This window comes from Vibrio tapetis subsp. quintayensis (assembly GCF_030409945.1).
Taxonomy (GTDB): Bacteria; Pseudomonadota; Gammaproteobacteria; order Enterobacterales; family Vibrionaceae; genus Vibrio; species Vibrio quintayensis.
On sequence record NZ_JAUFQV010000011.1, the window covers coordinates 294053 to 312956 of the forward strand.

At 41.0% G+C, this 18904-nt stretch carries 17 protein-coding genes, 2 tRNA genes and 1 riboswitch; of the genes, 4 read left to right on the forward strand and 15 right to left on the reverse strand.

The window, feature by feature from the left end:
- Positions 1-121 precede the first annotated feature (121 nt).
- Positions 122-241, reverse strand: a riboswitch (TPP riboswitch).
- Positions 242-305: 64 nt separating this feature from the next.
- The gene (gene crcB, locus QWZ04_RS04805) at positions 306-689 is read right to left on the reverse strand and encodes a fluoride efflux transporter CrcB (protein WP_102523566.1); all 384 of its coding nucleotides are present in this window, start codon (positions 687-689) and stop codon (positions 306-308) included.
- Between the two features lie 590 nt (positions 690-1279).
- Between crcB and QWZ04_RS04810 the strand changes: the two genes are divergently transcribed.
- On the forward strand, positions 1280-1435 hold the full coding sequence (locus QWZ04_RS04810; protein ID WP_290325481.1) for a hypothetical protein: 156 nt from the start codon (positions 1280-1282) through the stop codon (positions 1433-1435).
- Between the two features lie 295 nt (positions 1436-1730).
- Here QWZ04_RS04810 and QWZ04_RS04815 read toward each other — a convergent pair whose 3' ends face one another.
- Positions 1731-2525 carry an FRG domain-containing protein gene (locus QWZ04_RS04815; protein ID WP_290325483.1) on the reverse strand — a complete coding sequence of 265 codons (795 nt, stop codon included), beginning with the start codon at positions 2523-2525 and terminating at the stop codon, positions 1731-1733.
- Positions 2522-3349, reverse strand: a complete 828-nt coding sequence (locus QWZ04_RS04820; RefSeq protein ID WP_076675927.1) for a hypothetical protein — start codon at positions 3347-3349, stop codon at positions 2522-2524. The genes QWZ04_RS04815 and QWZ04_RS04820 overlap by 4 nt, the downstream gene beginning before the upstream one ends.
- A 575-nt stretch (positions 3350-3924) precedes the next feature.
- On the opposite strand from QWZ04_RS04820, the gene QWZ04_RS04825 reads away from it, so the two are divergent.
- Positions 3925-4935, forward strand: a complete 1011-nt coding sequence (locus QWZ04_RS04825) for a P-loop NTPase family protein (protein WP_290325488.1) — start codon at positions 3925-3927, stop codon at positions 4933-4935.
- Between the two features lie 238 nt (positions 4936-5173).
- Here QWZ04_RS04825 and QWZ04_RS04830 read toward each other — a convergent pair whose 3' ends face one another.
- From QWZ04_RS04830 to QWZ04_RS04850, 5 genes are all read right to left on the reverse strand, one after another.
- Positions 5174-8068: a DNA polymerase gene (locus tag QWZ04_RS04830; protein WP_290325490.1), complete on the reverse strand. Its 2895-nt coding sequence runs from the start codon at positions 8066-8068 to the stop codon at positions 5174-5176.
- A 193-nt stretch (positions 8069-8261) separates the two neighbouring features.
- Complete coding sequence (locus tag QWZ04_RS04835; RefSeq protein WP_290325492.1) at positions 8262-8537, reverse strand: hypothetical protein; 276 nt, start codon at positions 8535-8537, stop codon at positions 8262-8264.
- An 18-nt stretch (positions 8538-8555) separates the two neighbouring features.
- Positions 8556-9017, reverse strand: a complete 462-nt coding sequence (locus QWZ04_RS04840; protein WP_290325494.1) for a hypothetical protein — start codon at positions 9015-9017, stop codon at positions 8556-8558.
- Between the two features lie 628 nt (positions 9018-9645).
- The gene (locus QWZ04_RS04845; protein WP_290325496.1) at positions 9646-9843 is read right to left on the reverse strand and encodes a hypothetical protein; all 198 of its coding nucleotides are present in this window, start codon (positions 9841-9843) and stop codon (positions 9646-9648) included.
- Positions 9844-10133: 290 nt separating this feature from the next.
- On the reverse strand, positions 10134-10400 hold the full coding sequence (locus QWZ04_RS04850) for a hypothetical protein (RefSeq protein WP_017084382.1): 267 nt from the start codon (positions 10398-10400) through the stop codon (positions 10134-10136).
- Positions 10401-10667: 267 nt separating this feature from the next.
- On the opposite strand from QWZ04_RS04850, the gene QWZ04_RS04855 reads away from it, so the two are divergent.
- Entirely contained in the window at positions 10668-11549 is an 882-nt protein-coding gene (locus QWZ04_RS04855; RefSeq protein WP_017084381.1) for a helix-turn-helix transcriptional regulator, read from the forward strand.
- A gap of 602 nt (positions 11550-12151) precedes the next feature.
- Here the strand turns inward: QWZ04_RS04855 and QWZ04_RS04860 are convergent.
- The 5 genes from QWZ04_RS04860 to QWZ04_RS04880 all read right to left on the reverse strand — a co-directional run bounded on the left by QWZ04_RS04860 (position 12152) and on the right by QWZ04_RS04880 (position 16207).
- Positions 12152-12592: a DUF2787 family protein gene (locus QWZ04_RS04860; RefSeq protein WP_290325502.1), complete on the reverse strand. Its 441-nt coding sequence runs from the start codon at positions 12590-12592 to the stop codon at positions 12152-12154.
- Positions 12593-12652: 60 nt separating this feature from the next.
- On the reverse strand, positions 12653-13081 hold the full coding sequence (locus tag QWZ04_RS04865) for a hypothetical protein (RefSeq protein WP_290325504.1): 429 nt from the start codon (positions 13079-13081) through the stop codon (positions 12653-12655).
- Positions 13082-13093: 12 nt separating this feature from the next.
- Positions 13094-13477, reverse strand: coding sequence for a hypothetical protein (locus tag QWZ04_RS04870; RefSeq protein ID WP_065679822.1), 384 nt, complete (start codon positions 13475-13477; stop codon positions 13094-13096).
- Between the two features lie 83 nt (positions 13478-13560).
- Positions 13561-14799, reverse strand: a complete 1239-nt coding sequence (locus tag QWZ04_RS04875) for a site-specific integrase (protein ID WP_290325507.1) — start codon at positions 14797-14799, stop codon at positions 13561-13563.
- Positions 14800-14866: 67 nt separating this feature from the next.
- Entirely contained in the window at positions 14867-16207 is a 1341-nt protein-coding gene (locus QWZ04_RS04880) for an FRG domain-containing protein (protein WP_290325509.1), read from the reverse strand.
- Positions 16208-16680: 473 nt separating this feature from the next.
- Here QWZ04_RS04880 and QWZ04_RS04885 point away from each other — a divergent pair, with 473 nt between their 5' ends.
- On the forward strand, positions 16681-18276 hold the full coding sequence (locus QWZ04_RS04885; RefSeq protein WP_290325511.1) for a HEPN domain-containing protein: 1596 nt from the start codon (positions 16681-16683) through the stop codon (positions 18274-18276).
- 317 nt (positions 18277-18593) lie between these two features.
- Here the strand turns inward: QWZ04_RS04885 and QWZ04_RS04890 are convergent.
- Positions 18594-18670: transfer RNA gene (locus tag QWZ04_RS04890), tRNA-Trp, on the reverse strand.
- Between the two features lie 65 nt (positions 18671-18735).
- Positions 18736-18812: transfer RNA gene (locus QWZ04_RS04895), tRNA-Asp, on the reverse strand.
- Between the last annotated feature and the right edge of the window lie 92 nt (positions 18813-18904).

An 18904-nucleotide genomic window follows, 5' to 3' on the forward strand; every position in this document is an offset into this window, starting at 1 on the left:
AGCATTTTCCTATTTATTATAGAGGGATAAATGCTTGGCGGATTGGTGTTGCAAGAGGTGTTGATGGATCTATGCTCACGCATAAACATCAAAACATAGATACATTAGCGGAATGCCAATGAAAATATCTTCTCCTGTTCCCTTCGCAGGTATTAGCCTGATCAGGTTCAACGGATCCCGTTTTCACGGTCTCAGCTATCATCTAACAATTAAGTAGATGTAAGCACTCCGACAAGTGAAGCCATTATAAGTAAGTTTTCGAGATTTACAAACCCACGATATGCTTAATAGGCGACTAAAGCTGATTAATTTTTCATCAACAATTGGAAACCTAACCAAGCTGCAGAAACACTTAATGCGACATTCAATAATATGTTTAAACCCATTTTAAAGAATGCTCCTTGCTGCATTAATAGAACGTTATCCATTGAGAAGGTCGAAAATGTCGTTAGAGCCCCAAGAAAACCAAGACCAATTATTTGCCTCCACGGTTCCGTTGCTAATAATTCATTCTCAAATGCAGCAATCAACAAGCCCATGGCAAATGAACCGATGACATTAACTGTTAATGTGCCGTAGGGAAAACCTCGACCAAATAAAGACACGCATAATTCTGAAATCAGGTATCTCGAACACGCACCAAATGCCCCGCCTAATGCGATACACCCCAAAACAAAACCCTGTCCCATAGTCACTCTCAATTCAAAATTTATAAACTCGGTAATATTACTCGGCCATTTTTAGCACAATTTTCATTAAAAACGACAACATAATGCCCCATAAACTGAACTAGAAAGTAAAAGTTACAGGAGTCACAAATGAGCAACATTCGTCGCATAACGCATTTGCACTAGATACCTATAGCTTATCTGCTGCTTGAATGAATGCAACACTCAATGATAAGACAAAGGAGAGTCCGATGAGTATTCAGTATAAATTAAGTAAAGCGGCAATTGTTGCTGCCTGCATATTGTCCGCTGCACTTGCATGTGTGGCACATTCTCGAGCCTGTAGGGATTTATGGAACGAATTGGTGAGATTCATAGCTTGGGCAAACCGTTAATTGACACGGCACTCGCAGAGTCTATATGAGCCGGAATAATGGGTGCGCTATTCAATGCCCCGTTAGGACAAAGTTTGGACATCGTAAACAGATTGCTGCAGGACTCTCATTACTCTTCCAATCTTGGCGTCACTGCAATGAAATATCGGTACTATCATGTTCACTGTCACCGCATGCTTGATTAACCCACTATTGCAGCTCTTCGAGGCAACTCTCATGGCGCTAGTTACCCGTAAAGGCATCATTAGGCAAATATACTGTGATGACGCCTTTACGCTCGCTGTGGGTGCTGAAATAGGTACAGGAGTATTAGGAGCTATCATAGAAGAAAAGCAGGTAACGGACATAAACCTACAAAGCGTGAACGGATAGAAGAAACCAACGCCAAAATTCTTTTCTACAGACGACAAAAAGGCTCTAACATCTCAGCTAGAGCCTTTTTTATGAAAAGAGTGAAGAAATTCGAAATCCCAAAACGTAAAAAAGGCTCTAGTCTTTCGACTAGAGCCTTAATTATGGCAGGGGTGGAGAGATTCGAACTCCCAACACGCGGATTTGGAACACGTAATTTCGCTGCATTAAAGACACAATCAAACAACTAACCTGACTATGTTGGCATCCCACAGATGGAGATCTCGCAAGCTACTCGATAAGACCCATAACACCACTAGCTAGTATGCGCTTGCATGTCCATCTTAATCGACTTTGCTAGACCTGATAAGTCACCATATATTGATTTAGCATTAATATTCATTTTCCGCAGCAAAGCATAAATACCTTCATACAGTTCACTCGAAATAACAAACTTTAGCATTGGAGTTGAGCTGTATATATCCAACGAAAGCAAGTTTTCAATTTTCTGCTCTCTATTACCAGAAATTAAAAAGGTTCCTGCCTGTCTATCAATCCTGACATTCATTTCTAATGGCTCTGTTATCCACACAATATCATAAGAGAATCTATCAACTACCTCATCAAATATCTGATCTTGAATACCATGAATATCTCGGCGACTCTTGTTGAAACCACCATCTTTTGTAGAAATATGGGCAACAGAAGCATCTAATACGGCATGATAATCCAGTGCAATCATGGCCAAGTCTTTCTTACTTTGAGGGTCATATGCTTCCAAAGCAAAATATAATGCAATGTAAGGACTCTCTGTAAAATCGATTAGACGCGTTGGAGCTCCGTAGTGCTGCATAACAGATAACCAAGCAAGCTTGCTCTTTGGCTCATGGTTTGTGTCATTGTAAATATGATACTTTGATTTAAACAGGTTCAAGTAATGCTCTTCAACCTGTTTAACATTACCCCCCCATGAAGACCCTAACGTACGCTCCAATGTTGATTCTAATTTCCAAGTTGAATCAGCATGCCCCCGGTAAATATAATGGTTGGGTAATTCATTCAACGCAGTCAAAAGTTCTTCAACAGTTCTAATTCTTCTTTCTGTTATCACCCTCGAACCCTCGAGTATTCATCTTGTATTCGAGCCAAAACATCACGATATGACGCATCCAAGCTAACAACAACAGAAACAGCGTCACCCTTCATCCTAATCGGTACTACCTTTTTACCCTCGGCTGGGATAATTCTAGCAGATGCAGTATTAGCGGTTGCAGCTGTAGATTTAGCAATACTTTCGGCTACCTCTTCATTCAAAGCTTCACCCTTAACTTCTAGTGAACCTGTCTGTGCACCAATTTGTTGTGCATATACAGATAAAGGTTTTTGAAACAGTTCATCTGCGTCCACTGGGTTAGGGCCTGTAAACGTAGCTTTAAAGCTTTTAATAGCATAGGCAGCTCTAAGCTTTTGAATAAAGCCTTGAGGGTCAGGGATAAAGTTAACTTTAACTTCGGATCCAGTATGGATCACTGTTTCTGACTTTTCGAAGAGCCCTCGAATTCTACGAGCTACGGTTTCGGCATCTGGAGCCAATTTAGACTTCTTCGCAATACCTAGCAATCCTATACGACAATCAAACACTACTGTTGTATAAGGGCTAGAATCATCCAATTGATCTATAAAATTACCACTTTCCTTATCAAATTTTTCTAAAGTAGTCTTAGTCGTTCGACCAATAGCAAAAGACCCTGTCAGTTGATCAAAAAAATCAACATTCCCCAAATGCCATTCACTTCCTGAAGAAAGCATCATCTCAGGCTTCTCATTTATCGCTTCTAAAAAAACTTGTGAAGGAGAAAGACTGGGAAGCAAAAGCGACAACTGCGCGGGTTTTATAAACTTCACTCGATATAGATAGTATTCGGTACCTGCCACTGACACACCTTGATATATATATTCTGATTATTTGTGTTTAGTATCTATTTCTATAATAAAAACAACAAGTACTAGTCATAGAAAAGAAGATGAATATCAATTTCAAACCCTGATAATACCAATCATTGAGTGCACGATTACTTCAACAAAACTACGCCCTCACCCTCATGGACGAGCCACCAGCACAGCCCAAGAATGACAGAGATCGTTCAACTAACTGCCATTACACTCTTAAAAATAGAAAGTCAGACCAACTACACAGTCTCACTTTGGTAAGATCAGCAAGTACTACGTAGCGTTCAAAGCGTCTATTATGAAGAGCATAGTAGCGCTGTGAATTAACCGAAAAACACTTCGCTGAGTATCTCCCACACCAACCTACTAAAAATCTTAACCATTAATCTTTTCAATAACTTCTTGTACATCTTCAACTCCAAAACACAAACTAAATCTTCGAGCTCTATTTTCAGTGTTTGTACCCAAAATGGCAGACGTCATTTTCTACAGGATAGTGGTCAATACGCGCACTATGATTCACAATAGATACATAATTACGAACAAAAAGACGTAAGAAAATGGCTAGAAAGACAATTCAAATCACACCAGAGCAAGTCAAAGCATTAAGACAAAAAGTAGGGATAACTCAGAAGCAAGCAGCAGCAAGTGTTCATCTATCATTGCGCCAATGGCAGAAATTCGAAGAGTCAGAATCATCATCAACCTATATTAGAATTCCAGATGCCACTTTAGAGTTGTTCTGTCTAAAAACAGGCTTGTCGTTTCCACCAGCCTTTGGGAATACCTATCGACTAGGAAAAACCATCAGTTTTGCAGGTGGGCCTGGTGGGATTGGGCGTTCAACATTAACTAGAGATATGGCACTACTACTTACGCAAGAAGGCTATGAAGTATTAATAGTTACCGACCGAACAGGACAACTTGTACTTGCAGAGAAGCGGTTCATCGCTACCAATACAGCCTTCCCAAAGATCTTAGCTATTGAGGATATTGATTGGGACAACAGACCTTACGCAGATGTGTCTATAGGTCAAATAAAGAAGAATTACGATTTTATCTTCTTCGACCTAGAGAAAAATCAAGAGCACTTAAACATATGCAAGTACGAGATAGATCTGATCATAACTCCAACTAGCCCAACACATCATTTTAATACATCGCTTCGAAACATCATTCGTTTCTTAAACAAGTTAGAAGGGAATCAAAAAACGTTGGTTGCTTGTTTACTCGTTGGCATATCTCAAGACTTCAACTTTGACTTCTATTACTACAGCCTCGACCAATGGTTATCGAAAGCCGATTTAGATTTATCGTTCAAAGGATTAAGAAAGGATCGTGAACATCAAGAGGAATGCTTAAAAGACATTAACGATCTGACCAAATTTGGTGTCTATGTTTTTGAAGCTTATTCAAGCGATATCTACAAACATTACGAAGCTCTGCATGCAGAAGAAAGTGGTTCTTGGTCAACTGGTTACCACTTTATCGACAAACCAAATACTCTTTCAGCGCATCAAATGAGAGCGATAAAAAACGAACTACTTAAGATTTTCAATATCAGTTCATAAATGTAATATCTAATATTATTAATCAAAAACATAAGCTTATAGCTAAATTTCAGACTAAGTCTTTAGCAATGTATATTGCTGTCGTTATTACCACAGCATCACTAGTCTAATCAAATCAGCTAAAGCATCGAAATATCACCAAAGAATGACAGCAATCGTTCCACTCACTGCTACCACCAGTTCTGAAATAGAAAGCCAGATCCCTTTCGGAATCTGGCTCTGTAAGTGTTACGCGATACTACGCTGCTAGTTTTTCAGTATGTTCTCGGTTGTACTCTTCTAGCATGGAAACTGCTTCTTCAACCTCGATAGGATGAAAAATCGATGTCATATCGACCATTGGGTACTTACGCACTAACCATGATAGGAGTGGCAACATACGTGGCGTTACAGGCAGTTTAGATTCCAGTAGTTTACGTCCCTTCGAATTAGCCAAATCTTGTTTAGTGACACCTTCAATACCGTCAACTTCAAACATAGCGACCATCTTATCGTAATGACCTCGTGGAGCGCGTTTTGGAGCCTCTGGTAGACCCCATTTACCTTGAGTGATAGCTCGTAACATCTGTACCTTGAAAATCCCCTCTGAGCCATCTTCTAGGTATTTAACACCAGTTCCCTTGAGATAACTACGAACCTTATAGAAGTCCATCCAATTGTCCCAATCTTCTATCGTTTTTAGGCAGTTGTTTACACGCCACTCGTCGAAGTAAGTACGAGCATCTAAACCCTCATCGACTGTATTCCATGGAACAGTATCGAAAGATAGGTGCTCTACCATTTCACCGCTAGCAGGGTGGCGAACTTCCACCATACGAGGGTTTACAGGACGACGCTTGAAGTCATATTCGAGGTTAAGTGTCTGTTCAGTGTGGATAGATACAAGATCCATCTCTTTCAGCCATTGGTCACGTGCTGATGCTAAGTGTTTACGCGCAACTTTCTGACCGGGATAACGATCTAAGAACAGCTCAACCATCCACTCATTTTCATCAACGCCTTTCGGTGCTTTTATCCCTGCTTTAGCACATACCGGTTTTGTATCACCTAATTCAGCAGTCAATTGTCCACGAGTCTTCATAGAGATAATCTGTTTAGCATGGTGCTTTAGTTGCATCATATCTTCGCCACTAACTTCAGTACAGATTTGCTGGAAGCGCTGTGCTAATGGACCGTCTAAGCATTGCTCTAATTGCTCTTCTGTAGCATTGCAAAGCCAGCCGTCGGTAGTCGCTGAAATTATCTTAATGTCATCTCCGTAACGCTCACAAAGCTTGCCTATAACCTCAAGCATCGTAGCGCGAACATAAGACGTACAATAGGCTCCGTAATGTGCATTGGTTACAGGTGAATATGGGATGTTCTTACTCAATCCTGTCGCAAGATCGAACCCTTTAGAATTGTTACAACCTTGTAAAGTTTTTCCATAAAGTGAGTTGCCTACCAACTTCCATAGCCCGCTGTACAGCTCATTCCCTTCTTTCTTGTACTTGGAACGTTGCTTACGAATGATAGTAGTGAAGTCCTTATACATAGATGTAGAACCTTCAACCCAAGGGATTACCATTCCATGCAAAATCTCAATTTCACACCCAATATCATGTGCCAGTTGAAGCTCTGGCGACGTTACATAAGTTTCCCCTTCCATCGGATAATAGATGCCACGGAGATCGGTTCGACAAGGCATGACAGGAAATCGGATACCGTCTGGGTGTTTAAAGCGAACATACGCAAAGCCCATGGTATCACCTAGATAGTCTTCAATATTCTTAGATTCGAAGGTATTAGGGTAATCGGCTTTTTTGGAATTTACTAAGCTGGTCGTGTACGCACCACTCAAATCATAATCAAAATAGTCACCTTTTTCAGATACCCCAAAGTAAGCTCCGAAATTACAACCACCAAACAAGGCTGAAACTGCAAGGTTATCGGTGTACTCTCGACTAACCGTTTTCGATATATCGTATGTGTTGCGAATAGCATTACTTTTTGCATGATAATACTGCTTTTTACGAGTCTCATATCCTAAAAAGTCATGCATTGCGGCTGTACTACCACACGTATGTCGGAACAACGACACACCAAGATTGCCTAATGTCGAAGGCAAGCTATTCAGCTCCAGACCAATATCTTCACGAAGGTCAACCAGTGCGAACTTCTGCATCCGTAAACCATATTCCAAGGCAATATCCGCATCGCGAACCGCATACCGATTAAACAGACTAGTATCCTTACAATATAGGTCATCCATTCGCTCTATCATGTTGCCCGGTAGCGTCATCTTAGGAAAACCAACCAACTCACCGATCTCATCAAGCGACGCCTTGCTACTCAGCAACATGGTATCTACGAAGCGAACTTTGGTTTCGAAAGCGTTATTTGATGAAGAGTAGAACTTGGTGTTTTCTATTTTGTACTTACTGCGACCGATTGAGTCCAGATCGATACCGTAAGCACCACGACCTGAAGTTACAGTACCTTGAACCGTTGTCAGTGCGTTCTTATGGTTCTTGTTATTTTTACCAATGTTCCAAAACTCTTCGAAAGAAGCGATATCGGCACGTAAGAAGTGGGCGTAGATAAAGGTGTGCTCAGGCCATTCATCGATGAAACCGCGCGCTTTAGCTTTTATCAGCAACTCTTGGATGAACTTGTCGAAGCTGATCTTATAGCCTTTCTTGGTAAGCTGTTTACGCTTATCCATTTCCTCGTCCTTCGACAGACCTTGATCACGACACTGTTTGATCAGTTTCGCCATGTCGGTATGTTTCACGCCACTAAACGACTTATCACCAATGCGAACACTATAGGAGTAGCAAAGAATATCGTTCTTACCCGTCTCAGGGTTAAATACCCACTCAGAGTCTATCGATATATGAATAGCTTTACCCTTACCACGCATTGAAGCCCACGGAGCAGATTTAATCCCCTCTAAGTATTGATTAATACGTTCATCTATTTCCTTTTTAGCTTCCTCACGTCCTCGCAGCTCAGCTTCGAACTTGCTAACTTGATCATCCAAAAGCAATGATTTGGTATCGAAGAATGTGGATTGAAAGAAGTCTTCTAACTCACGCTCGGTTTCTCGCATCAATTGATAGGTTGTTTTTGGGGCTGTTTCTAACGTTTTCATCTTTATTTACCCATTCGTTAAGAATAAAAAAGACGAAGTACATCCATTACCGGACATACTTCGTCGGTTATCGGATATAGAAAGATTGGTAATAAAGAGGTGCTCGGAGATGAGACTAGTTTAGAAAAGACTGGTATAGAATGGTGCGCACGAAGGCAGTGGTTTGCTAGACCGTATTACAGCGATGTTATTCTTACTTAAACTTTGCTATGCGAGCCCATGACTTAACAAACTTGATTAGTTGCAAATAGCCGATGGTATCCACACCTTTCCTTTCAACATCGTTATTCATACAAGTACGCACATACTTCATTAAATATGCTGATTGCAACATCGAACCATGTTCATCTTCGTAACTCTCAATACAGTGAGCAAGCAGCCCCCCCATAGTTTTGCTATTCCCTCGTGGGCAGTCTTCACCATACAGCTCGATGATTTCGATTAGGTCTTTCAGTTTTGGAGTGTTCATAGCATTACCTTCTTACATTTACTTAGTTGATAGAATTTCATTTAGATCTGGTTGTACAAACTTACCCGCTTCATAAGAAACCAGCGCATCATGCAATGCATCAGCTACCTTCTCGCGGATTTCCGATTGGGGGATAGGTAAGAAACTCAGGATCGCGTCACCCTCTCCACGAATCAAAATGCCTTTGCGTTTTTGACCATTACAGATCTCAACGGCTTCAACATGAGCGCAGCGAACGTAATTACCTTTACTTAAATTGATAAAACTGTCCGTCTTAATCACTTCAACAGTACATGCATCAGCATCAGCAACCGTCTTACCTTCTTCCCCCGTCAGTTTGGCATAGGAGATTTGTCGTCCCTTTGCATCCAGAAGAATAAACAAGTCTTTAAGTCGGAGCATCGAAGCGATTTGCTTACATACCAAAGTATTTTTATCAAGGGTATGAATGAGCTCTTTCTTGGTCTTCTTACGTGTCATTTTTTCAGTACCTATATTGTTTAAAGAAAGCACACATTAATACTCCAAATTAATATAATCAACACCCAACACAAAGCTAAGATCCTGATTTTATTACAATAAAATAATATACAATGACTGAAAAACCAAAAGAGTGAATAGCGATGTTTTAATCAAGACGGTTTGCGCCTTCTTCTTACCGTAAAACTTCTTCGAACAAAAAACACACGAAACAGTTGTGAATGCATAAACAAGATACCACTCGTTAAAATAATTTTTCCTCCTTGTCTGATCGAACAAATATTAACCAGAAAATCTCTTCTTATAGACTGGATACGTCTGAACAACGTAAAGCTGTACTACTTAGAAGCAACAAAACCAAACCCTGTTACACTAAATTTCAAACATTGTTTTTAGTGCAATGGGACAGTACTGAATTTAGAACAGAATGAGCACAGCTATGACAAAGTGAATCATCGCTACTAGATAAAGAAACGAACATCAGCAACACTTCTACATTGCTAACACTAGTTGTGAAATTTATCTCTAATGTCAGCTAAATTCGACATATCGAAGCCGTCGTCAATACGAACTCTAAATCATCAACGTAAGAAAAAAGAAGCAGAGGTACCCCCCACTTCTTCAAGAGCTAGAGAGCGTCTAGCTCATCCAGAACACCACCAATGACAGCACCAGTGACAAAACCCACAGCTCCCGCAAGAACGATAAATTGAGGGCAAACACGAGATGCAGCAATAGAACTATACTGTGCCCCTTTTAATCCCATTGAAACGCTAGGCTTAAACCAACGCTGCTGAGAGTTAGAATGAAAATGTGTTTTCGCCATAATGTTTTTCCTTCCTCTAGAAATCGAAAAGGGCGATACCTCTCGATATCGCCCTTAGATAATTACGATTGCTACCTAATGAGAGTGACCGCACACCTGACAACTACCATCATCATAAGCACGCTCACCACATGCAGGACAGGTTGTAACGAGTGTTGTAATTGATTTAATCGCCATGTAAAGGCTCCTTGTTGTTGGTTGATTGAGTGTTGCGGAGCTCATTGATACCTCAGCCTAGAGAGTTCCAATTTCGAAACTGAGATATCGTGAGCCAAGCTCCGCAACAAAATTTATTGTGCTTTACCTTTCGGGGTATCAGAGCCGCATTGAGTTACATCAGTAACATGACCGTTCATGGTTCCGCAGACATCCGCTTTCCATTGCACGATGACACCGTAAGATGATGTGTTCTGAATACCTGCTTTACCATTCCATTGTGGCTCTAGCAGTTCTTTCATTTTCGAGATATCGCCCGGATTACCGCCGAACGTCCCACCTGCAAATACTGAAGATGCGAATAGTGAAGTTAGACCTAGCAGGATGATTGAAGTTTTCATTTTTGTTTTCCTTAAATACGTAATGACGCCGCTTATAAGAGACGGCGTTAACGTGATTGATGATTAGTTTAAAGAGGGTGAACGACAGGGTGTGTCGCTCAGGTGTAGAAATATTGAAATAATTGATGAATGCCTTGTAAGGCATACCTAGAGGTAGCTAATGAAAGCTATAGCAATATCAGTAACCTTATGAAAATTAGCTAGAAATAATCAGGTTCTTTCTCAGTGCGACACCACCTGACGAGCGACCTATCTACAATGCGTAGAATGAAAGAGCATGACAAACTAGCGAAACGACTTGGCATTATCCTTACCCGTTTAAATACAGGTGAGAAATTGCATCTAGAAGATTTAAGTCGTGAATTTGGGGTAGCAAGAAGGACGCTAAATCGTGACTTCAATGAACGGTTAAATTACCTACCTATACAACGTGACGGTGCTTGTTACTCGTTAGACCCTAAGTTCTTAGGCAGACAGACCAATAACGAGCTATCTCTCCTGCTGTTAAACATGGGATTCGATACTTTGTTTTCAGGTAAGCACTATCTAAGCAATGGCGTATTGAACAACAAAACCACCCCACCCTTTCTCTTCAAGAACCCACAAGTCGAGGACATTAGTGAATGTGCTTCGGTGTTCGAGAAACTTATCGAATCGATACAACGACGAAACGTGATTAGCTTTAGCCATGAAGGGAAAACCTACGATGAGTTCCACAGCTACAAACTGTTGAATGAACGTGGATTGTGGTTCATTGTCGGGACACACAGAAACCGCCTAGAGTCACTCAGAGTGGCTAAGATTCGTGAGTTAGTGCGCTACGAGGATAAATACTCTCCTGACTCTAGCGTTGAGCAGAAGCTGACAGGTTGTGGATATGAAGATGAACGACTCAATCCCGTTGAAGTGGTTATACAGATGAGCGTTAAGGGGGTAGAAGCATTCTTAAATGAAGGTAATGCCGATAAGTTCAGAGTGTTGAAAGAACTAGATTCGGGGGATGTGTTCATTAGTCACCAAACCAAGAACATTCCAGAGTTAATACGCCAACTTAAAACGTGGCTACCTCATGCAGAGGTGCTCTCACCTGATTGGATACGTTACTTGTTGAAGCAAGAGCTCCAAGCGTATCTGGACTCAACCAAGTAGAAGACACTGAGCGAATTGAAGTACGTCGTTGGGTTTGTTGATGGTTCGTTGAGATGAAATGCAACCACCAATACATAATGTTGTTTCTGTTCTCTGTTGTAGTCGCTCCATGTCATAAAGAAACCACTATGCAGCGCTTTTTAAGCTTTCTATGTTAGGTATGGATACTGGGGTGTTTTACCAAGCTTCGAACCGATACCAGTTAAGGGAAGACTCAAAACGATGCTGTTTTTTAGCGAAGGTAACTAAACTAATTAATAATCAGCCTCCGGGCTGAGTGCAATATATAGGGGTATCATTACAAATCAGCAGATTAAATGGTTCCAAAGTCCATTTATATACCCAAATGACATATCGACTCCTCACATATTGCACCACCAAACTAACTTCCATTACTGCTGACGCAATGGGAGTTTCTATTACTCCATAAACCTTCCAACACGGTGCAACGGATGTACAATCCTTGAGCTAGGTTTATCAATTAAGTGCTAAGACCCCATCACACATTCACCCACATGAACTGATGAACAGGACAAAACCACAGAGCATTTTTCCTTTACTCGCTCCGGTCAAGTTCCTGTTCATCACACCACTAATAAGCTCTATGCCTCTTCCGCCATTACCTTAATTTCATCAAAGCAGTCCATTGATAGGTACGACAGGAAATTACTCTCCCACATCGAATAGAACTCAGCGACACTGGATTCCGTAATAGGAACTTCACCCATGTATCGGATGTAAGCCACACCATGACCAAAATCAAAGTCGATTTCTTTCTCTAGTTCAGGCATCAATCCGCAGTAACTAAAGTCAGTGATGTAGTCGAAAACCCATTGGTCATTAAGCCTAGTGATACGGAGCTCCACAGGGTGGTATCCTCCATCCTCAATCGAGTAAGCGCTATTTCTAACGTTTATAGTTATTACTTGAGTTGAGGACGACACCATTCCAGACTCGTTACAAATCCGGCTCAAAGCATCTTGAAGATCAATGCTGATAGGCAGCACGAATCGCTCAACATCAAATTGAAGTGTTAAGTTCATAATAAATTCTCGTTGTAGTCATTAAGTAAACCGCCTCAGGACGAGGCTAGGTATAAAGGATTAATCAGGGTTAGAGGCTAGTGCTCGAAGCTCTGTTTTCACCACTTCATAGCGTTCAGACACCTGATGTAAGAACACATTATCGGGTACAGGATCAAGGATAGAGATAGTTCGCAGGATAGCCGCTAAGAACCCACTTGAATTACTACTTCCACCTGTTATTACTGGCTTCAACGCTGTCGACTTGAGGTTTTTACCTACTTGATCATCGAGCAGTGCAAAGATAGCTTCAAGGCGTACCCAGCTGTTCGAGAACAATCCTGACGACGAGTTTTTAGAAACACGTATATAGAACTCCTGATCATCTTCTTTGTAGGCAATCTGGTACTCTAGAAAGCTCTCAGACTTAGGACTAAGCTTTGGACTCTGCCCTTCTTTAACAATGGTGAACAGATCAACCTCGTTCTCCTTTTCAACTTTTTGGCTCATACAAATTCCTCCTTATTCAGCCAATTCGATGAGCATTTTCATCGCTTGGGTAGTATTACTCGTGGAACCCATAACAAAACTCCCACTTCCATCGTCAGCATGGACACAGCACGCAAAGACATAGGGTTCAGTCTCGTCTGGTAGCAAAATGACAAACTCAGGGTTTTCTATCGCATAAGACAGAATGACCTCGGTATCTTCATCTACGTCAGCTAAGTCTTGATCAGTATCACCTCGCTCAATCAAGATCAGGCAGGTGGAAACTTCCTCCCAAAATTTCTCAGCCTCATCACGATCACCAGACCAAGGAAGCAATAGTTGATGCATCAATTGCTCTTTAATCGGTAAAGGCAACTCCAACTGTTCAGCATCAATAAGGCTTTTCACGACTTTCATTGAATCTCTCCATCTAAATTCCAGATACAAAAAAGCCCCTGAATAGAACTAACTATTCAGGGGCTATCGACTAAATCTTAATATTAATTTTCAAATGACTTAGGTTCGGGTAGAACTAGATTCTCACTAGCTCTTTCAACCATATCAGACAGGGCATTCGCTCCACGCTCTAGTGCTGACCTATCAAAGTGCCTATAATGCAAGGTGCTTGAAATATCGCTATGGTTAAGGAAACGCTGTACTGATGTAGCATCTAGACCGCTATGATTCAGAAGGTTGGAGCAGGCAGAATGTCTACTGGTATGGAACACAACCCCGTCAGGATCAATCCCCGCCCTCTCTAGTATCAACTTCAAAGCTTTACGTGGTGGTGAGATATGTGTCCCTTCACGACTACCAGGAAATATATAGAGATTCCCCGGTTGCTTTAAGTCCCTAAGCTCATAGAGCAACTCTAACATCAGGTCAGATAGATAAATTTGATGCGATTTCTTGTTCTTAGTGGTTTTAATAAATAACGTTCGATTATCAAAGTCAACGTCCTGCCATTGTCTCTCAAGTAGCTCAGAAATTCTGCATCCTGTTACCCACAGAAGCGCTATCAGATTCCCCTTCACCTTACAGTAATAAGTTCGAGCAACCTTTATCAGTAAAGCCGTTTCTTCAATATTTAAGAATCGCTCCCTTGCTCCCGTTTCAGGTAACAAACTAACTTTCGTAGCGTGATTAGGTAGATCAAAAACCTTAGCTGATAGAGAACAAAGCCCCTTAACGAGCGCAATGACCCTGTTGTTAGTCGCTACGGAATAAGGTTTACCTTTGTAAGTCTCAGTGGCTAGGTGGGATTGAAGCTTCATGATTGCGTGTGTAGAAAGCCTGTCCATCTGATATTTGTAGATTGGTTTACACCGCAAGAAGCGTGTTTCATCGTCTCTCCATGACTTTTTACGCGTCTTTGCCCACGGTAGATAAGTTTCGTGGAAGAAGGTGAAAACATCAGGCATCACAACAGCAGAGCGAGAGTCTCGTTCAATCTTCGGATCAATGCCCTCAGCGATTTGTACCTTGAGCTTTCGCGCTTTAGCTCTGGCTTCTTCTACCGTTAGATCTGGCCAGCGCCCTAGAGCTATACTCGTTTTCTTCCGAGTAACTGGACTGACATAACGTAAAAGGTACCGTTTGTTTCCCGTCCTACCGACGAGAACCTTTAGACCAATGGTCTGTTCATCAGACCATTCAATATCATTGGCTTTACTTGTCGATGGAGGAACGGGGAGCGCTTTGATAGCAGACGGGGTGAAGTTAATAGTTCGGTTGGTCACATGAAGATTCCTATGTAGTTAACATTAGAATCTTCATATATATCAGTAAGATATTTTGTTACTGCTATTATCCAACGTTACAGTCCTTATCTCTATAACATAAGGGATTTTCTTTATCGAAATTATCTGTTTCTAATGACTCATTCAGGTGTCGCAGCATTGAAAAATGTAACTGATGCCTTAACTCATTATTGCAGGGGCACAACTTGGGATGCCCCACACTATTCCAGTTAACGCCTTCAACTTTATAGCACCAACCCTGATTTACACCGACTTCACTAACAACATTACAGGGGTGCTCGATAACCAATCCAGAAACCCAAATGTATCCATCATCATCCATGCGAACATGGATACCCTTTTCATAATCATAGCCATCATTGTTCTCAATAATTTTAATCAAACCATCGAGTTCAATTACAAACTCACCTTTACTTTGAAGTAGTTCAGTAACGCGATTGAGTTCAAGCCGTTCATTTGTATTAGCATAATAAACGAACTGCGACATTTTGTAGAAGGTGATGCTTTTAAATGGATTGTTTTCTTCCTCCCTGTTGTCAGACAACCAAAAACCACTGTATAGCGCTATATTAGGTGGAAGATGCTTGACTAACATTGCTTCATAGTCCGGCAGTTCTAAGCCTCGCTTAAAAGCAGGTATCGGACTATCCACGGGAATACTTTCCCACGGTAATTTGAGAAGAGAACCTAAAATAAAATCTTCATTTTTAGATGGAAACACGTCTGACAACTTAGAGATTTCACTATTCTGATAGAATTCGCGCAAGACTTTCGCTGGTACTTCAAAATGTGCAGCTATCGTTTCGTGAGGGAGGCTATGTTCTAAGTTTCCGACTAAACAAGCCTGTTGAGCATGAAACCTTAATTTCCCTTCATCCCCTTGTAATAGAGTTAAATCATGAACTTTGATACCCAGAGTACCCAACGTAAGCAGGTCTATAACATAGATATGCCCTGTACCTGCGCTTTCGGTATATTTAGCAGCCTTGTGAACCAACCAAACTGGATTTTCGTCTAAGTCTTCACACATATGAATAGACTTTTTTTCTTCAAAAACATTTGATGCAAACCAAGCAGCTATTTGAGGGGATTTAGTTAGATCAACATAGAATGAACGCCATCCGTAATGCTGAAGGATAGCTTGAGAGATCTCAAAGTCGATGTCGAAATAGCTAGCACCGGAAAATGCTCTAATCATAGCTTTAGCATAGTGGGTCCACTTAAACATTGTCGGTGGAATGCAACCGTGTCTGCTAAAAGAGGTTGGTATATTCGTATTGCCAGATTCGTCGGGATAATGCTTTACTTGCCCGCGAAAGAGATATCCTTCTCTGAATGGTTCTAACTCGAATTCTAGTTCTTTTAAACTATTTACCACTTTTCTCATATTACCCACCAACTAAGTTACACACAGATAACGTTTTCTACTTCTGAATCAAATATTCAATAGATTACATACTGTTTGAATAGCTGAGCGAGGTCAATAAACATTCACTCAATCACCTAAGTACATACCCCTATAGTAACTTATACTCAACATAAGCATTTGATTCATAAAACTTCATAGATACATATCAAACCTAGTCTTTAGCAATAGTATATTGCCGTCATTCTCGTTTTGCTCAGCGTTGTAATCTCACTTCTAATCATCACCACAGCATGAATAAACGAACATCGGCAACACTCCTACATTGCTATAACAAGAACTGAGATTTATCTTTGGATGTCATTGCTGAAAGTGATTAAAACGTGTACCGATTTACGAAGAGAAAAATTGTACAGTGACAAGTTTACTTCACAGTTTAGGCTATGCCATTGAATGTAATATGTAACTATGAGAACTGTTGAAGAATATATGGCATGAACACTATCCAAGTACCACACTTTGTTAAATCGATGGGACATAAGATCATAGCTTACTTGTTAAATGTATCTGATGAAGATGCCATACAAGTGCTAGAAGGAAAGCAAGAGCTTGATGATAAACGTTTTGAAGTGCTGCAAAAGTTCATTGAGATATGTAAACAATTGCGGCTCCAAGGAATTGACAATGGAGATGTAGACTTCCACGTGCTTCACTCGTTACCCCAAATGTTTATTGAAGATAAGCATCTATTCTCTGCATTACATGAATCTATGGGCGGGGAGATTAATTACATAGAACATACAGATAAAATCGTTCACATAGTCAACAGGTTCGCCACCAAGCTATTTCCACTATTTTTAATCAAGTTCCCCTCTCGCCCAACATACTTTCAGAAAATACATGACCATATAAGAACGAGCGTATATCACTTGCCGGAGTATAAAGAGTTATGTACAGAAATAATGAAAGACCCTGTTTTATCTAAAATTTTCGAGCACGTGGGAACTAATGATATACAAACTTATGGCTCCTATTCAGCTTCTACAGGGCAAGGAGGAGGGGTACAGTTAGCTACGCTTCCTCAAACTTTGTTTATCAATTCATATGAACTGATGCGTATGAGAGGCTATCTAGACTTAGAAGAATTTAGTCGAGCTGCAGAGTTTACAGTAAACGTTTTGAGAGATGCGGTACAAGGAAATACTGTTCAAGTTCCAGTGTTTATAGGCTTACGAAACACTTCTATAGACAAGCTTGGTGAAATAGAAGTTGCACAGGGGGTAATCAGACCCATTAATGATGGATTAGCTGACCTTGTACCAATCGGTGCTGGAAAAACTAGTATTGGAGGTGAAACCTATAACTCTGGCTTTGTCCTAGAAACTACTTACCCTTACAAAGTTAACTTTGGTGAACCTCTTGAAATTGGGAAAGGTGGCGCTCGATGGCCCAAGGAACTGGAATACGGCAGAGAGAATATCTCTTTTATCGTAGAAAACTTATCGCTAAGTTTGGCACTTGCTTGTGATAGAACACCCCCTGTAGGTTTAAGTTACTCATGGACCATGATCTTTGATCCTCTATCGCATGGAGTTCAGCCATCTTATAGTAGTGAAACTCGTTCGCCTATGCCCCTTTATGTTGTGGAACCAAAGGAAAAGAATTCTCTAATAGATTGGTGCTCACTAATAGAAAATACTGATGATGCAAAAATTCGTTTAGCCATTCGTAGAGTTTTGTCTTCGATCAATCAGCGAATGGACCCTCTTGATGGTTTTGTTGACAGTATTATTGCGTGGGAGAATCTCTTTGGTGGTAATGCTGAGTTGAGCTTTCGTATATCAGTATCGATAGCTAAGTTACTAGTAGACGCTGAAGAAGAAAGGAAGAAATTACAGAAAATAGTAAAGGATCACTATAACACTCGTAGTAAGGTCGTTCATGGCGTTAAAGAACTTACACCAGAAGAGGCTGTAAAGTATCGGGATGAGTGCTTAGATATAGCGCTGAAATCTCTACGTCTTTTGTATGCAAACCATCCTGATATGATTCAAGACCCAAACCGTTCGACGAGGCTGGCATTAACTTAGTCCGCGACTCCCACGCGCTGCTCATCGTGACCGGATATAGACCATACCAGTCGCGAATTTCTATGAAAGGTGTTTGTTGGCAATATTCGCCCTAGGTACACGCAAGCGCTATTCATCGCTATATAGCTCGCCACGAGGTTGAAGCTGAAAGTGCAGGATATGTACCGGAAGTGTTTTGGAGAGGCTTTATGAGCGCTTCTGATGAGCTTTTTATGGGGTTGATAGGTAGGAGATCTGAAAATCTCTATTTTTCATAATACTAGATGGCAAAAAGCCTCAACCGAAGTTGAGGCTTTTCATATCCCGTAAGGGAAATATGGCAGGGGTGGAGAGATTCGAACTCCCAACACGCGGATTTGGAATCCGCTGCTCTGCCAATTGGAGCTACACCCCTAAAACAATATCTAACGTATGTTAGATTCAAAAAAACCTCGCTTATAGCGAGGTCTTCTGAATAAGTGGCGGAGTGGACGGGACTCGAACCCGCGACCCCCGGCGTGACAGGCCGGTATTCTAACCAACTGAACTACCACTCCGCAGTGGAATACTTGTCGTCGCTGACAAGTGTTCAAATTTAAAGCCTGGCGATGTCCTACTCTCACATGGGGAAACCCCACACTACCATCGG

Coding starts and splice junctions, on each gene's coding strand:
- crcB (WP_102523566.1), bottom strand. CDS start 689: ATGGGACAGGGTTTTGTTTTGGGGTGTATCGCATTAGGCGGGGCATTT.
- QWZ04_RS04810 (WP_290325481.1), top strand. CDS start 1,280: ATGGCGCTAGTTACCCGTAAAGGCATCATTAGGCAAATATACTGTGAT.
- QWZ04_RS04825 (WP_290325488.1), top strand. CDS start 3,925: ATGGCTAGAAAGACAATTCAAATCACACCAGAGCAAGTCAAAGCATTA.
- QWZ04_RS04830 (WP_290325490.1), bottom strand. CDS start 8,068: ATGAAAACGTTAGAAACAGCCCCAAAAACAACCTATCAATTGATGCGA.
- QWZ04_RS04835 (WP_290325492.1), bottom strand. CDS start 8,537: ATGAACACTCCAAAACTGAAAGACCTAATCGAAATCATCGAGCTGTAT.
- QWZ04_RS04840 (WP_290325494.1), bottom strand. CDS start 9,017: ATGACACGTAAGAAGACCAAGAAAGAGCTCATTCATACCCTTGATAAA.
- QWZ04_RS04845 (WP_290325496.1), bottom strand. CDS start 9,843: ATGGCGAAAACACATTTTCATTCTAACTCTCAGCAGCGTTGGTTTAAG.
- QWZ04_RS04850 (WP_017084382.1), bottom strand. CDS start 10,400: ATGAAAACTTCAATCATCCTGCTAGGTCTAACTTCACTATTCGCATCT.
- QWZ04_RS04855 (WP_017084381.1), top strand. CDS start 10,668: ATGAAAGAGCATGACAAACTAGCGAAACGACTTGGCATTATCCTTACC.
- QWZ04_RS04860 (WP_290325502.1), bottom strand. CDS start 12,592: ATGAACTTAACACTTCAATTTGATGTTGAGCGATTCGTGCTGCCTATC.
- QWZ04_RS04865 (WP_290325504.1), bottom strand. CDS start 13,081: ATGAGCCAAAAAGTTGAAAAGGAGAACGAGGTTGATCTGTTCACCATT.
- QWZ04_RS04870 (WP_065679822.1), bottom strand. CDS start 13,477: ATGAAAGTCGTGAAAAGCCTTATTGATGCTGAACAGTTGGAGTTGCCT.
- QWZ04_RS04880 (WP_290325509.1), bottom strand. CDS start 16,207: ATGAGAAAAGTGGTAAATAGTTTAAAAGAACTAGAATTCGAGTTAGAA.
- QWZ04_RS04885 (WP_290325511.1), top strand. CDS start 16,681: ATGAACACTATCCAAGTACCACACTTTGTTAAATCGATGGGACATAAG.